Origin of the sequence: Streptomyces sp. NPDC059201 (genome assembly GCF_042754585.1) — a bacterium.
Taxonomy (GTDB): Bacteria; Actinomycetota; Actinomycetes; order Streptomycetales; family Streptomycetaceae; genus Streptomyces.
The window spans coordinates 1-13,198 of the sequence record NZ_JBHZBB010000015.1 but is presented as its reverse complement, the minus strand read 5'-3'; the positions used below and the strand labels follow the sequence as shown (position 1 = coordinate 13,198).

Genomic DNA, 13,198 nt, shown 5'->3' with positions numbered 1-13,198 from the left:
CGATGGCTCGCCGCGTCTACGCCACACCCGTACAGCTCGCGGAGTGGACCGGCCAGCCCGCCCCGGCGGACGCCGAACGGCTACTCACCCGCGCATCCGAGGACGTCGACGACGCGTTGCTGACGGCCGTCTACGACGTCGACGCCGCAGGGAAGCCGACCGACCCCGCCGTCGCCGAGGCCCTCGCCGACGCCACGTGCGCCCAGGTGGCGTACCGCGAGGAGTCCGGCGACACCGGGACGGGCGCGGCCGGCCGCTGGTCGTCCGTGTCCATCGGCCCCGTGTCCATGTCCGGCCCCCGGCAGTCCGCGGGCGGGACCGGCGCCGGATCCGTCGACCTCGGCGAGCAGGCATGGCGCGCCCTCGCCCGCGCCGGCCTCACCCCGGGGGAGATCTACCCGCCGGGGGTGAACTGGTGAGCCAGGTCCCCCGATGGCTACTCCGCCACCGCATCAGCATCGAGCCCTATATAGGGGACAGCGCATACGGCCCCCGGTACGGCCCGCCCGTCACCGGCGTCCGCGCCCTGGTCGCCGAGCAGGTGCGCACCGTGCGCGACCGCGAGGGCCGCGAAACCGTCTCCACCGCGCAGGTCATCACCGCGCCCGGCACCGTGTGCCCGGCCGAGTCCCGCATCACCCTGCCGACCGGCCGCATCACGCGCGTTCTGTCGGCCGCCCCTCACACCGCGCCGGGCCTACCCGTGCCCGAGTCACTGGAGGTGATGTGCGAGTGAGTCGTGCCCGGATCCGATGGAACGGCGACGCCGTCCTCGCCGCCGAGCGCGCCGGGGCCCTGCTCGGGCTCAGGCTCGGCGGCGAGCACCTGCTCGCCGAGTCCCGCCGCGTCGTCCCCATCGAGGAGGCGAACCTCGAACGCTCCGGCGTCGCGTCCGTCGACGAAGCCAGCATGACCGCCGGCGTCTCGTACGACACCCCGTACGCCGTCCGCCAGCACGAGGACATGGACCTGCGGCACGACGCCGGCCGTACCGCGAAGTACCTCGAACGGCCGCTCGTCGAGCAGGCCGGGCCGATCAACGAGATCATCGCCGCCCAGGTGAGGCGGGCCCTCCGTGGCTGACCTGCTCGACGGCATCGCCCGGTACCTCGCCGCCGAGGGGTTGCTCACCTACGACCCCGACGGCATCACGGGCGACGCGTTCGTCGAAACGATGCCGCCCGCCCCCGACGCGGCGGTCGCCCTCGCCCTGTACGACGCCGGCCCGCAGCAGGCCCGCGACGACGACACCGACCAGCGGCTACAGGTCCGCGTCCGGGGCGGCCCGGACCCCCGCGTCTCCCGCACCCGCGCGCAGGCCATCTACACCGCACTGCACGGGCTCACCAACACCGAACTCCCGGACGGCACTTGGGCCGTCCTGATCGCCGCACGCGGCATCCCCGCGCCCATGGGCGCCGACAGCAACGGCCGTCACGAGCACGTCACCAACTACGACGTCGCCACGGCCTCCCCCACCACCCCGTAAGGAGGTCCGCCCATGGCGGGCAACAGCAGCAGGTCCATCGACGCGCGCGGATGGCTCTTCGAGGTCGAGGACACCGGCGCCGGCACCGAGACGTGGCTCCCGATCGCCGGTCTCAACTCCTGGTCGTACTCCCCCGGCGAGAACGAGGAGGTAGCCGAGATCACGTCGTTCGACAGCGACGGCGCGTACGAAGAGGACGTCATGCAGCGAGGATCCGCCATCACGCTGGAGGGCCAGTACCGCATCGACAAGACCACCAAAGCACGCGACCCGGGCCAGGCGTACATCGATGACGACTGGACGCCGCGCCTCGGCATCGACTCGCACAACCGGATCCGCTACCGGCACACCACGCAGACCACGTGGGCGATATGGGACGCCACGATGACCCCGGGCGAGCAGTCCGGCGGCACCAACGAAAAGACCAGTTGGAGCGCCACGTTCCGCAAGTCCGGCAAGGCGACCTCAGCGGCGGTGACCCCGTGACCGACATCGACCTCGACCTCGACGTCGAGCACCAGGACCACGCGCCCAAGTCCGCGGATTTCGACGCGTTCTTCGCCGAGCAGCGGAAGGGCCGGACGAGCAGGCGGCAGCCCCTCCGCCTGTTCGGCCGGAAGTACACCCTGCCGGAGTCCCTCCCGATCCTGTTCACGCTCCAGGCCGAGCGGCTCCAGAACTCCGACAACCCGGAGGACGTCCGCAGGATGCTGACCGCGCTCTACGGCGAGGACGTGCTCGACGAGTGGGCCGAGAAGGGCATGGAGGATGACCAGCTCGGCACCCTCCTGATCTGGTCGGCCGCCGCAATCCGGTCCCCCGGCAAGGTCTCGATGGCCCGCGCCGCCGAGCTCTACTACGAGCAGGCAGCGGGAAAAGCACAGGGCCCGAACCGGGCGGCCCGACGGAGCAAGAAGGTGAAGAGGGCCGCGAGTTCTGGGAAGCGGTCCTAGGCAACTGGACATCGGTCGAGGCTGACCTCGCCCGCGAGTACGGCCTCGACGCCGAAGCGGTCGCCGCCCTGTCCACGCGCCGCTTCCTGGTCCTGATCGGCGGTCTCTCCCCCGAGTCGCGGTTCGCCCGCGCGTGGCAGCGGACACCGCGCCGCGTCACCGACCCCGCCGAGATCGCAGCTCTCACCGGCAACCCCGCCGGCTGAACCAAGCACCCCCGGCACGTCGCCGGATGACCCCCGATAGGAGGTGATCCGGCGTGGCACTGACCGTGGGCGAGTTGCTCGCCACCATCAGCGTCGACGACTCCGAGGCCCGCGCCGGTATGCAGCGCACCGAGGCCGCCATGGCACGGACCGGCGACAGCATCGTCGCCGAGGCCGAGCAGGCCGGAGCCGAGGCAGGAGACGCCCTCGCCGAGGGCATCCAGGACGGCACCGAGCAGGGAGCCGAGCAGGGAAGCGGCGCCCTCGCCGCGTTCGGGTGGGCCGCCGTCGGCGCCACCGTCGGCGCCGCGCTCATGGTCGGCATCTCCGAGGCCATGCAGCAAGGGCAGATCGAGGCCAACCTCGGCGCCCAGCTCGGATCCACCCCCGCCGAGGCCGCCAAGTACGGCAACATCGCGGGCTCTCTGTACGCCGGCGCGATCGTCGAGAGCGTCGAGCAGGGCGCGGACATCATCAAGGGCATCGCCAGGAATGGACTGCTCCCGCCCGAGGCGACCGAGGAACAGATGTCCACGCTCGGGCGTCGCGTCGCCGACACGGCGAGCGTCATGGGCGAGGACGTGTCCAAGGTGACCAGGGCCGTCGGCACGATGATGAAGAACGGCCTAGCGGACAGTGCCGAGGAGGCCCTCGACGTACTTACCCGCGGCTCTCAGACCGGCGTCGACGCGGCCGAAGACCTGCTCGACACTTTCTCGGAGTATCCGACTGAGTTCCGTCAGCTCGGCCTTAACGCCGAAACCGCGATGGGCCTGCTTTCCCAGGGTCTCCAGGGCGGCGCCCGCGACGCCGATACCGTCGCCGACTCGCTCAAAGAGTTTACCCTCATGGCCCAGGGCATGGGCGAGTCAACTGCGGAGTCTTTCAAGGCCCTTGGCCTGAACGCAGAGCAAATGCAAAAGGTGTTTCAGGAGGGCGGCCCGAAAGCGGGCGCCGCCCTGGATCAGGTCATGGACCGACTCCGGGCCATCAAGGACCCCGCGAAGCAATCCGAAATTGCCCTCGGACTTTTCGGAACCAAATCCGAGGACATGCAGAAAGCCATCCTTGGCCTCGACCCCTCGAACGCGGTCGACGCGCTCGGCAAGATCGAGGGAGCCACCGACTCCGCCGGCACCATGATGCGCGACACCGCCGCGCACCGGTTCGAGGCTTTCAAGCGCGGGCTCATGCAGGGCGTCGTCGACGTGATCGGCGCCTACGTCGTGCCCGCACTCATGACCGGCGCCGACGCCGCCGTCGCCGTCGGCGACGGGTTCGCCGCCGCCGGGCAGTACGTCGCCGACAACCAAGGAGTTTTCCTCGGCATCGCTACCGCGATCACGGTCGTCATCCTGCCCGCCCTGGTTCAGTGGGCGATTCAGCAGGGCATCACGGCCACGGCCGTCGTCACCGGATGGGTCACCACCGCGACCGCGTCCGTGACCTCGGCCGCTACACAGGTTGCATCGTCGTGGGCGACGATCGGTGGATGGGTCGCGATGGCCGGCCGGGCCGTATGGGCCGGGGCCGTTGTCGTCGGTCAGTGGGTCCTGATGGCCACGCAGTCCCTCATCCAGGCCGCCCGCATGGCCGGGGCGTGGCTGATCGCCATGGGCCCTATCGGTCTCGTCATCGCCGCCGTCGTCGGCCTGGTCGTCCTGATCGTCACGTACTGGGATCAGATCACCGCCGCCACAACGGCCGCGTGGGACTGGATCGTCGAGACCGTCACCGGAGCGGGCACGGCCGCAGTCCAGTGGTTCACGTCATGGAAGATCTGGACGGCCATCGCCCAGAAATGGCAGGCCACGAAGGACGGCACCAAGCGCCTGTGGAACGACATCACGGAGTGGGTCCGCGGGATCCCCGGCCGGATCGTCGGGTATTTCAGTAGCTGGAACATCGCCTCGACGATTTCTGGGCATTGGGACCGGGCAAAGGAAGGGGCGAAAGCAAAGGGCCGTGAACTGGTCGACTATGCGCGGGGCTTGCCTGCCTCGATCGCATCCGGAATTGGAAATCTCGGCAACTTGCTCGTCGAGAAGGGCAGAAACGTCGTCCAGGGCCTTTGGAATGGCATTAAGTCAATGGGTAGTTGGCTGAAAGGCCAGCTAATCAGCTTCGCAAAGACCATTATTCCGGGGCCGATCGCCAAGGCCCTAGGAATTGCCAGCCCCTCCAAGGTGATGGCGCGGCTCGGTCGGTGGATCCCGCCGGGCCTGGTCCGCGGCATCGACAGCACCAAGGGCATGGTCGCCCGCGCGATGGAGACGCTCGTACCCGCCCCGAGCCTGCCTCAGTTCGGCGGCATGGGCGCCCCGGCCCTCGCCGGCGCCTCGCCATACGGAACGGTCGGCGGCACCGCGCCGGGCGCCGGAGTCCACATCGAGCACTGGCACGCCGCCGAAAACGGGTCGCCGGACGACAACGCGCGCGCGCTCGCGTGGGCGGCGAAGGGGCGGGGGTGATCAGGCATGGGAGCTAGCGATCTCGGGAGCTTGATCACCGGTCCCGGACAAATTCAGTACGGCGACCTACTGCTCGGCCCCGGCACCCCGTACCGGTGGCGCGCACTGAGCGGATGGGAAGAGCTTCCCGCGCTCGATTCCTCCTCGGCGCTGCGCCCGGACGCGCACGGCGCCTACCCGGGCGTCCTGCTCGCCCAAACCCGCACCATCGATCTCTCCCTGATGGTGCGGGCCCCCCGCGATCAGATCGGCGGAGCAGTCGCCGCGCTGAACGCAGGCACCGTGCCCCGCGTCGACGAGATACCGCTCGTCGTGTGGCTGGACGAGCGCGGGCCCCTGCTCGTTCACGCGCGCGCCGTCCGCCGCAACGTGCCCGTCGCCGTCGGCTACACGGTAGGGACCATCCTCGGCGCCGCAATCCAGTGGGAGGCATCCGACCCCCGCCGGTACGGCGTCGACGAACAGCACGTCGAGACCGGCCTACCGGCGCCCGAGCCGGGCCTCGAATGGGCTGGCGGGGCGGGCCTGGAGTGGGCCCCGGACCTCGGTTGGGGAGTCGGCGGCGCGACGGGCAACACAACCGTCGTCAACGGTGGCGACGCACCCTCCGCCCCTGTCGTGACGATCACCGGCCCGGTGACCACCCCACGGATCACCCAGGAGGACGGCCGCGAACTCGAATACGACATCGTCCTCGCCGCCGGCGACACCCTCGTCATCGACACCCGCGACGGGACCGTCACCCTCAACGGGTCCGCCTCCCGGCTCTACACCGCGACCGCCCGCAGTATCCCCGAACAGGCGTGGACCCTAGCCCCCGGCACAACCAGCGTCGCGTTCCGCGCCGAGACCAACTCCCCCGCCGCCCGCTGCTCCGTGCAGTGGCGTTCGGCCTACTGGTAGGAAGGACCCCCCTCATGCCCGTGCGCGCCGCATGGCTGACCAACCGGGGCGACAGTGTGGGCGGACAGACCCGCGTCGACACCCGCCTCGCGCCTCTTGGCACGATGACCCCCACCCGTCGCCTCGCGACCCTGTCCGGAGTCATCCCCGGGTCGAACAGCGGTACCGAGGTGCTGAGCGGCCTCGCTCTCACCGGCACGACCGGCGCCATGACCGCGTCGGTCGCCGCCGGACGTGCCGTCGTCCAGTCGACCGACTCCGCCGGCGCCTACCCCATCAGCCTCGACACCGCGGCCACGCTCGTCTTCACCGACGGCAATGCGGCCAACCCGCGCGTCGACTTGGTGCTCCTGCGCGTCTACGACCAGGCGGTCGAAGGCGGCACACGCACCGAGGCCGTTATCGAGGTGGTCGAGGGAGCTGCGGCCGCCTCCCCGGTCGTCCCGCCCGTTCCGACCGCCGCCATCCCCCTCGCGCACGTCCGCGTCGCCGCGGGGGCGAGTGCGGGTACCGGCGGCATCGACTGGGGTACTGCGGTCACCGACCGCCGCACCGGCACCGTCGCCGTCGGCGGCATCCTTGTTGGCGCCTCGACCGCGCCGGGAAGTTATCCGGGCCAGTACCGGGACGGCGGGCGGAACGTCGAACGCTGGAACGGGACTTCTTGGGCCCCGGTCGAGGAGCGCCACTACGTCACTGCGGTGAAGACGGGGGTTTACTCGCTGTCCGGTGGCGTTTACACGCCCATCGTGTGGAACTCTGCGCCTGTCCGTACCGACTCCGTCATGTGGTCAGCGGCGCAATCCACACGGCTGGTCGCCCCGGTCGCCGGCCTCTACGTCGTCTACACGTCGCAGATGTGGCCGTCTGGCGCGCAGCAGGCCCGGACCCGTGTCCGCATCAACGGCGACAACAACAACGTTCGGCACATGTCCTACATGCCGTCGTCGTCCGGCGCACAGGGATCGTCCGACGCCGTCGCCCTGGTCCTCGCCGCGGGCGACTTCGTAGAGATGGAGGTCTACACGAGCGCGGCCATGTCCGGTATCCCCGCGGCCGGCACCACGGCCGCCATGGTCTGGCAGGGGCCCGCGTGAGCGGCCTGTACCGCGTCATCCTCTGTGACCTGCGTTCCGACCAGGTGCTCGACGTCCTGCCCGCGCAGGGCATCACGTGCGACGACTACATCGGCCGGACCGGCGCCGCCCAGTTCTCCATTCCGGTCACAGACGCGACCATGGCGCGCCGGGCCCGCGCCGCCGTCCTACCGGCCCGTACGGCCGTCTGGATCGAGCGCGCCGGCGAGGTGTGGTGGGGCGGCATCGTATGGACGCGGGAAATCACCCCGCCGTCCCGGGGCCGTGCTGGCAGCCTCGCCGTCCAGGCTGCGACGTTCGACTCGTACCTCGCTCACCGCCTGCTCACGGACGGATGGACGGGGACCGGCGTCGACCAGTTCGACATCGCCCGGCAGCTCGTCGACTGGACGCAGTCGACGAAGGGCGGCGACATCGGCATCGAACTGGACTGGTCGCAGACATCGGGAGTGCTCCGCGACCGCGCGTACTCCCGCTATGACCTGTACGTCGTGCGCGACGTCCTCGACCAACTCGCCAACGTCGAAGGCGGGTTCGAGTGGAGGATCAGGGCGTACCGCGACGCGTCGGGCCGACGCGTGAAGGGCTTGCAGCTCGGATACCCCATCATCCGGAGCAGTCGTACCGAGCTGGTTCTCTCCTCGCCGGGCCCGGTCATCGACTATCGGTTGCCCGAGGACGGCAGCGCTCGCGCAACGCACTGGCACTCCCGCGGCGCCTCGACCAACCGCAACCAGACCGAGGCGTCGTACCCGCTCATGTCCGCCCCCGTGTCCATCGACGGGGCCGTCGACCCGGGCGGATGGCCCCGCCTCGACGGAACCAGCGACTACACCAGCGTCGAGAAACAGGCGACGCTCGACGCGCACGCGCGCGCCGACCTCACCCGCGCATGGACCACAACGCAGGTCCCCACCGTGGTCGTGCGCCTCGACGGATCCGGCATCTCCCCGGGCCTGCTCGGCTCGACGATCCGGCTCCGGATCCGGGACGAGTGGCACCCCGAAGGGCTCGACGCCCGATACCGCCTGATCGGCTTTGCCACCACCCCGGCTGAGCGCGGCCGGCCCGAGACCGCCGATCTACTCCTCGAACCCAGCGCCGCCCCCGCGGCCCTCTCCGCCTAGGAGGCCCTCCCGCATGGCCGCAATCCCACAAGACCTCCTCGACCGCATTCGGAGCCTGGAAAACCGTCTGCGCATGGTGGAGGGGCGTGCACAGATCCGCCCGGCCATGGACCAAATCCACAGCGGCGACGTCGTGGTCGGCGAGGGCGGCGCCCTGTCGGTCCTTGACCCCAGCAACGGGCACACAACCTTCCGCGTGGGGGAACTGTTCGCCAGCACCGGCGAGTTCGGGACATGGATCCGCCGCGACGACGGCACTACCGCCTTCAACGTCGCCCGAACCCCTCTCGCAGACCCTTCGCAGGCGCAGGCCGTTCGCATGATGGACGCGGCCGGAAACGAGATCGTCTCCGAAGAGACCGTCTCGCCCGAGGGCGGCCTCGCCCGCCCGTACCTTCCCCTGCCGATTCCCCAGGACGAGAACACCGCCACGTGGCCGGGTACCGCGTCCACCGCATGGACCACGATCGGCCGCTCCCGCGGAATCGTGCAGCACCCGAAGATCCGGGTCTACGCCGTCATGACCCGCCCGGCCGGCGTCACCGCGCAGATGCAGCTACTCGTCGACGGCACGCCCGCCATTGTCGGAGCTGCGAACGCGAACCTCACGGGCAGCGCGAACGTCCCCGGCTACTCGTTCAGCAAGGCGGTCGAGTTCGAACTACAGGTACGCCTCACCGCCGGCACCGGTGTCGTCCGCGCGATGACCCGCTACCTGTACGGCATCCAGTCCTAACCCCACCCCCCACCCGAGGGCCGTCCCGCGCACCGCGCCGGGCGGCCCTCCTGCATTCTCGGAGGTACTCCATGGCCGCGCCCGCGTCCGCCGCCCGCTTCCTCGCCGCGCTCCGCGCCGAGGGCCTGACCGTCGTCACCTACCCGGGGTGGGAGACCCACAACAGGAACCACAAGGGCCCGTGGGGCCCCGTGCACGGCGTCCTCGTGCACCACACCGTCACCCGGGGCACCGCCGCCACGGTGCGGATCTGCCGCGAGGGACACAGCACCCTGCCGGGCCCGCTGTGTCACGGTGTCATCGCCAAGGACGGCACCGTTCACCTGATCGGCTACGGCCGCACCAACCATGCCGGATCCGGTGACCCGGACGTGCTCCGGGCCGTCATCGCCGAGCGCCCGGCCCCGGCCGGCAACGAGGCGACCACCGACGGCAACCGGCACTTCTACGGGTTCGAGTGCGAGAACCTCGGCGATGGTTCCGACCCGTGGCCCGAGGCCCAGCTCGACGCCATCGCCCGCGCGTCCGCCGCCGTCTGCCGACTGCACGGATGGGGCCCGCGCTCCGTGATCGGCCACCTTGAGTGGCAGCCCGGCAAGCCGGACCCGCGCGGCTTCACCATGGATGCGATGCGGGACCGCGTCGAGGCCCGCCTCGCCAACAAGCCCAAGCCCAAGCCCAAGCCGCCGGCCAAGCCGAAGCCGACCCCGCCCAAGAAGCCGGCCGTATCCCTCGCCCGACTGATCGCCGCCGCCCGCCGCGACCCCGCGAAGAAGGGCACCCCCGTCTCGTACGCCGGCGCCCGCGTCGTCGAGCAGGCCCTCGCCGCCGAGGGCCTGCTCGACCGCACGCTCGTTGACGGGCACTTCGGCACCGCCACCCGCACCGCCTACGGCCGGTGGCAGGCCCGCCAGGGCTACCGCGGCGCCGACGCCGACGGCATCCCCGGCCGCGCCTCGCTCGACGCCCTCGCGCGCCGCCGAGGCTTCACCGTCACCGCCTGACTTGCTCCGCCCACCCCCCCCACAGGAGGAACCCCGCATGTCCGCCGCCACCAAGCGCACCGTCCGCACCGTGCTCCAGACCGCCGCCGCCCTCGCGCTCGCGGCCCCCGGCATCATCGCCGCGTCCGGCATCCCCGCCTCGCTCCCGTACGTCGCGGGCGCCCTCGCCGTCGCCGGCGGCCTCGCCCGCGTCATGGCGCTCCCGTCCGTCGAGGCCCTCCTCGACCGCGTCGGGCTCGGCCTGGTCGACGACAACGGGGACGGCCGGTGACCATCCCCACCCCGTCCGACCCGGCCGCCGTCGCCGTCGAGCTGGAGCGGCTCCGCGGCACGATGGAGACCGGATTCGCCCGCGTCGACGGCTCCCTCGCCCTGCTCGTACAGCGCGGCGACCAGACCGACCGCCAGATCGCCGACCACGAGGCCCGCCTCGACCAGCTCGAACGCGCACGGTGGCCCCTGCCGTCCCTCGCCGCCCTGGTCGCCCTGGTCGGCCTCGCACTCAGCCTGTGGCAGTTCGCTGCCCGCCCATGACCAACGCCCCCCGCACGGCCACACGGCCGTTGCGGGGGGCGTTTTCGTCGTCCTCGGCAGGGCCGTCACTACGCCTCGCTACGATCCCCGCTATGCCCACCTACCGCATCACGTACCAAGTCCTCCCCGCCCACGTCGGCCCGGACGACTACGAGTCGAGCGACCTCGAAACCCGAACCGACCTGTTCGACTTCCCCGCCGAAGAGCCGGTGACTGACATCAACGGCCGAGTGCACGAGGTAGGCCCGACGGTCGGCGCCATGAAGGCAGCACTCCGCACGCACCTGGGGAACGGCGCCGAAGGCATCATCTTGAAGGTGCGCCGCCCGGACGACGACTAGACCCGCCGCTCAGCGTCCGCCAGACGGGCCGCGTAGTGCGCGTGGTCCCTGGGGTACCCCTCCAGTGCTGGAAGCGCCGCCCGGAACCCGTCCACCGCGTCCGCCCAGCGGCGGCACGCGTAGGCCGTCGCGGCGTACTGGAGCTGTGCCCGCGTCTCGTCGAGGAAGTACAGCCACCCAGGCCGGTCCTGCTCGTCCGGAGCCAACCGCGCCAGACGCAGCGCTTCGTGGGCGAGCCGTCGAGCCCGGTCCCGCTCGCCGACGGCCGCCGCCGCCATGGCCGTCTGATGCGTGGCCGCGGCCCTCGCCGCCGGGGACAGGTCGCCGCCTGCCCGGGCCCCCTCAGCCGTGCGCAGCGCCCGGACAGGGTCGCCGCCTTGCAGCATGTAGTACGACCGCAGGCGCAGCACCCAGGACGCCATGTCGGCGTGACCGCCCTCGACGGCCCAGCCGTGCGCCGTGTCTGCCCAGGCAAGGGCCGGCCCGACCGTGCCCTGCCGTTCCTGCCACGCCACCCAGGACAGCCAGTGCGCGTGTTCAGCCGCCAGAAGTAGCAGAGTGTCGGCAGTCTCGCCCGACGACTCCGGGATAAGCCGGGTGATCGCGTCGAGTTGGGACCGTACGACGGGCCAGAGCACGCGCCCGCCGACCTCATCCTCGGTTCGTCGGTGCTCTGTGAGGACGCGTTGCAGCCGCTCGGCGGTCCGCAAGTCCGTACGCCCCAACGTCTGTGCCCGGGCGACACGGTCGCGCAGTTCGGGGTCGGGGCCCCACTCGGAGAGCGCTCGGTCGTGCACTGCCTGTCCTACCTCCGTCGGTACGTCAAGACCACGCATGATGCGCGCGACGACCTCGGAGCTTGTGACCTTCCGCAAGCCACGCTCGATGTTCGAAACGTGTCCCTGCGTCAGTCCGACCAGCTCGCCCAACCCCTGCTGAGACAGATCCGACAGTTGCCGATACCGGCGAAAGACGGCAGCCCAGTCCTGGCACGCAGCCGCCGCGCGAAGCCTGCCGTCTGTCCAGAGTTCCCGACGACTCATGCCCCGACCATACGGCCGCCCATATCAAGACGGTATGGGATCGGCCGGATTCCGCCCAGACGATGGCGTCGTCTCCGCAGACGAGGAAGGGGGCGCCCCTTCGAGGTGTTGACTCCCGCCCGCGAAAGAGGTTGGCATGAACTCTCTACAGGTCTCGACGACACTCTGCTGCGCGCCGCCCAGCGGGCCCCCGGCGCAAGCGATCTTCCCCAAGGGCCCGGATGCGCCGGCCGCGGCCCGCGTGTACGTGCGTGACGTCCTGGTGCACGACGACGAACACCTCGGCGACAACCAGCTCGACGACGTCCTGCTGATCGTCTCGGAGCTGGTGACGAATAGCTACAGGTACGGGACCGAACCGGGCGACTCGATTCTCGTCGTCGTCCTGACGACTCCCGACGTCGTGCGCGTCGAGGTGCACGACCCGTGCCGCACCTTCCCCCGGATCCGGGTTGAGTCGGGGGAGCGGGCCCGCGGACGCGGCCTGAACCTCGTTGACGCCCTCGCGACGCGCTGGGGCGTCGACGAGCGACCGATGGGTAAAGCGGTGTGGGTGGAGGTGGCGCGGTGACGACCGATTCCGCGACGCCTTCCGCCGGTCTGTCCTTCCGGGCAGTGCCCGGCCCTGGCTTCGCCGCCGGGTGCTCCGTGATCACGTGGGTTGACGAAGGGCTCTTCGAGGTCCGGATCGCGTACATCCTGATTGGGCACGTGCCCCCGCGGCGCACGGGGGAGACCGCCGAGTCGGTCGAGGACGGATTGATGGGCCTGGTCGACGGGATGGCCTTACGGCCGGCCGCCGAGCGGGTGCCGATCCTAGGCGCGCGCGTAGTTCTGCGTGGGCCGCTTGTGGCCCTCGACTACGGGCACCCCGAGTACCTTTTGCGGCTACCGAATACCGGGGCAGAGTGGCGGGCCCACGTCGGCCGGGGCGGGCCTGTGTGCGTAACCGTGGGGCTCGACCCGATCCCGCCCGGGGCGGGCCCGGATGCGATCTCGTCGTACCTCGACCGCGTCACTGCCACGGGCCGCGCGTACATGGGCGCGACGACCGCTCGGGCGCGGTGACGGCCAGCCCCCTGTAGACCACTGGACGCCCGCCCGCGCCGTCGCGTGCGTCCTCTACGCCCCGCCCCCTCCGAGCCGACACCGGTAGGGGCGGGAAGGGCCCGCCGTCGTCATCCCCCGAGACACGGCGGGCCACATGGAACGGCCCCGGTACCTGAGGTAGGTACCGGGGCCGTTCTCGTACGACCACCGATGGTGGTCGTACCCCTTTAGGTTCACTGTCGTG

The 13,198-nt window shown here is 70.9% G+C and carries 18 protein-coding genes; 17 read left to right on the top strand and 1 reads right to left on the bottom strand.

Translation table 11 applies throughout. From position 1 onward, the window contains the following. Window positions 1–2 precede the first annotated feature (2 nt). The 15 genes from ACFXMG_RS34750 (at window position 3) to ACFXMG_RS34680 (ending at window position 10,861) form a co-directional block, all read left to right on the top strand. A complete protein-coding gene (locus ACFXMG_RS34750; protein WP_383814163.1) occupies window positions 3–419 on the top strand; it encodes a hypothetical protein in 417 nt (138 codons plus the stop codon). Beyond that, window positions 416–736: a hypothetical protein gene (locus tag ACFXMG_RS34745; RefSeq protein ID WP_383814165.1), complete on the top strand. Its 321-nt coding sequence runs from the start codon at window positions 416–418 to the stop codon at window positions 734–736. The genes ACFXMG_RS34750 and ACFXMG_RS34745 overlap by 4 nt, the downstream gene beginning before the upstream one ends. Next, complete coding sequence (locus ACFXMG_RS34740) at window positions 733–1,083, top strand: hypothetical protein (RefSeq protein WP_383814167.1); 351 nt, start codon at window positions 733–735, stop codon at window positions 1,081–1,083. Before ACFXMG_RS34745 ends, ACFXMG_RS34740 begins: the two co-directional genes overlap by 4 nt. Then, the gene (locus tag ACFXMG_RS34735; RefSeq protein WP_383814168.1) at window positions 1,076–1,489 is read left to right on the top strand and encodes a minor capsid protein; all 414 of its coding nucleotides are present in this window, start codon (window positions 1,076–1,078) and stop codon (window positions 1,487–1,489) included. The genes ACFXMG_RS34740 and ACFXMG_RS34735 overlap by 8 nt, the downstream gene beginning before the upstream one ends. 12 nt (window positions 1,490–1,501) lie before the next feature. Continuing rightward, complete coding sequence (locus ACFXMG_RS34730; RefSeq protein WP_383814170.1) at window positions 1,502–1,975, top strand: phage tail tube protein; 474 nt, start codon at window positions 1,502–1,504, stop codon at window positions 1,973–1,975. After that, window positions 1,972–2,442: a hypothetical protein gene (locus ACFXMG_RS34725; RefSeq protein ID WP_383814172.1), complete on the top strand. Its 471-nt coding sequence runs from the start codon at window positions 1,972–1,974 to the stop codon at window positions 2,440–2,442. Before ACFXMG_RS34730 ends, ACFXMG_RS34725 begins: the two co-directional genes overlap by 4 nt. Window positions 2,443–2,701: 259 nt before the next feature. Then, window positions 2,702–5,119 (top strand): phage tail tape measure protein, encoded by a 2,418-nt coding sequence (locus tag ACFXMG_RS34720; RefSeq protein WP_383814174.1) that lies wholly within the window; start codon window positions 2,702–2,704, stop codon window positions 5,117–5,119. Between the two features lie 6 nt (window positions 5,120–5,125). Next, window positions 5,126–6,022: a phage distal tail protein gene (locus ACFXMG_RS34715; protein WP_383814175.1), complete on the top strand. Its 897-nt coding sequence runs from the start codon at window positions 5,126–5,128 to the stop codon at window positions 6,020–6,022. Window positions 6,023–6,036: 14 nt separating this feature from the next. Further along, window positions 6,037–7,119 (top strand): hypothetical protein, encoded by a 1,083-nt coding sequence (locus ACFXMG_RS34710; protein WP_383814177.1) that lies wholly within the window; start codon window positions 6,037–6,039, stop codon window positions 7,117–7,119. After that, on the top strand, window positions 7,116–8,246 hold the full coding sequence (locus ACFXMG_RS34705; RefSeq protein ID WP_383814179.1) for a hypothetical protein: 1,131 nt from the start codon (window positions 7,116–7,118) through the stop codon (window positions 8,244–8,246). Before ACFXMG_RS34710 ends, ACFXMG_RS34705 begins: the two co-directional genes overlap by 4 nt. 13 nt (window positions 8,247–8,259) lie before the next feature. Then, the gene (locus ACFXMG_RS34700) at window positions 8,260–8,982 is read left to right on the top strand and encodes a hypothetical protein (RefSeq protein WP_383814180.1); all 723 of its coding nucleotides are present in this window, start codon (window positions 8,260–8,262) and stop codon (window positions 8,980–8,982) included. Between the two features lie 71 nt (window positions 8,983–9,053). Continuing rightward, window positions 9,054–9,986 carry an N-acetylmuramoyl-L-alanine amidase gene (locus tag ACFXMG_RS34695; RefSeq protein WP_383814182.1) on the top strand — a complete coding sequence of 311 codons (933 nt, stop codon included), beginning with the start codon at window positions 9,054–9,056 and terminating at the stop codon, window positions 9,984–9,986. A gap of 37 nt (window positions 9,987–10,023) precedes the next feature. Further along, window positions 10,024–10,257 carry a hypothetical protein gene (locus ACFXMG_RS34690; RefSeq protein WP_383814184.1) on the top strand — a complete coding sequence of 78 codons (234 nt, stop codon included), beginning with the start codon at window positions 10,024–10,026 and terminating at the stop codon, window positions 10,255–10,257. Next, the gene (locus ACFXMG_RS34685; protein WP_383814186.1) at window positions 10,254–10,520 is read left to right on the top strand and encodes a hypothetical protein; all 267 of its coding nucleotides are present in this window, start codon (window positions 10,254–10,256) and stop codon (window positions 10,518–10,520) included. The genes ACFXMG_RS34690 and ACFXMG_RS34685 overlap by 4 nt, the downstream gene beginning before the upstream one ends. A gap of 92 nt (window positions 10,521–10,612) precedes the next feature. Then, window positions 10,613–10,861 (top strand): hypothetical protein, encoded by a 249-nt coding sequence (locus ACFXMG_RS34680; RefSeq protein ID WP_383814188.1) that lies wholly within the window; start codon window positions 10,613–10,615, stop codon window positions 10,859–10,861. Here the strand turns inward: ACFXMG_RS34680 and ACFXMG_RS34675 are convergent. Beyond that, a complete protein-coding gene (locus ACFXMG_RS34675; RefSeq protein WP_383814190.1) occupies window positions 10,858–11,904 on the bottom strand; it encodes a helix-turn-helix domain-containing protein in 1,047 nt (348 codons plus the stop codon). The genes ACFXMG_RS34680 and ACFXMG_RS34675 overlap by 4 nt on opposite strands. 136 nt (window positions 11,905–12,040) lie before the next feature. On the opposite strand from ACFXMG_RS34675, the gene ACFXMG_RS34670 reads away from it, so the two are divergent. Beyond that, entirely contained in the window at window positions 12,041–12,475 is a 435-nt protein-coding gene (locus tag ACFXMG_RS34670; protein ID WP_383814192.1) for an ATP-binding protein, read from the top strand. After that, window positions 12,472–12,972 (top strand): hypothetical protein, encoded by a 501-nt coding sequence (locus ACFXMG_RS34665; RefSeq protein WP_383814193.1) that lies wholly within the window; start codon window positions 12,472–12,474, stop codon window positions 12,970–12,972. Before ACFXMG_RS34670 ends, ACFXMG_RS34665 begins: the two co-directional genes overlap by 4 nt. Window positions 12,973–13,198: the final 226 nt, after the last annotated feature.

What these genes read in the sequence shown, in the direction of transcription:
- ACFXMG_RS34750 (WP_383814163.1), top strand. Translation starts at nt 3, where the DNA reads ATGGCTCGCCGCGTCTACGCCACACCCGTACAGCTCGCGGAGTGGACC.
- ACFXMG_RS34730 (WP_383814170.1), top strand. Translation starts at nt 1,502, where the DNA reads ATGGCGGGCAACAGCAGCAGGTCCATCGACGCGCGCGGATGGCTCTTC.
- ACFXMG_RS34715 (WP_383814175.1), top strand. Translation starts at nt 5,126, where the DNA reads ATGGGAGCTAGCGATCTCGGGAGCTTGATCACCGGTCCCGGACAAATT.
- ACFXMG_RS34710 (WP_383814177.1), top strand. Translation starts at nt 6,037, where the DNA reads ATGCCCGTGCGCGCCGCATGGCTGACCAACCGGGGCGACAGTGTGGGC.
- ACFXMG_RS34700 (WP_383814180.1), top strand. Translation starts at nt 8,260, where the DNA reads ATGGCCGCAATCCCACAAGACCTCCTCGACCGCATTCGGAGCCTGGAA.
- ACFXMG_RS34695 (WP_383814182.1), top strand. Translation starts at nt 9,054, where the DNA reads ATGGCCGCGCCCGCGTCCGCCGCCCGCTTCCTCGCCGCGCTCCGCGCC.
- ACFXMG_RS34690 (WP_383814184.1), top strand. Translation starts at nt 10,024, where the DNA reads ATGTCCGCCGCCACCAAGCGCACCGTCCGCACCGTGCTCCAGACCGCC.
- ACFXMG_RS34680 (WP_383814188.1), top strand. Translation starts at nt 10,613, where the DNA reads ATGCCCACCTACCGCATCACGTACCAAGTCCTCCCCGCCCACGTCGGC.
- ACFXMG_RS34675 (WP_383814190.1), bottom strand. Translation starts at nt 11,904, where the DNA reads ATGAGTCGTCGGGAACTCTGGACAGACGGCAGGCTTCGCGCGGCGGCT.
- ACFXMG_RS34670 (WP_383814192.1), top strand. Translation starts at nt 12,041, where the DNA reads ATGAACTCTCTACAGGTCTCGACGACACTCTGCTGCGCGCCGCCCAGC.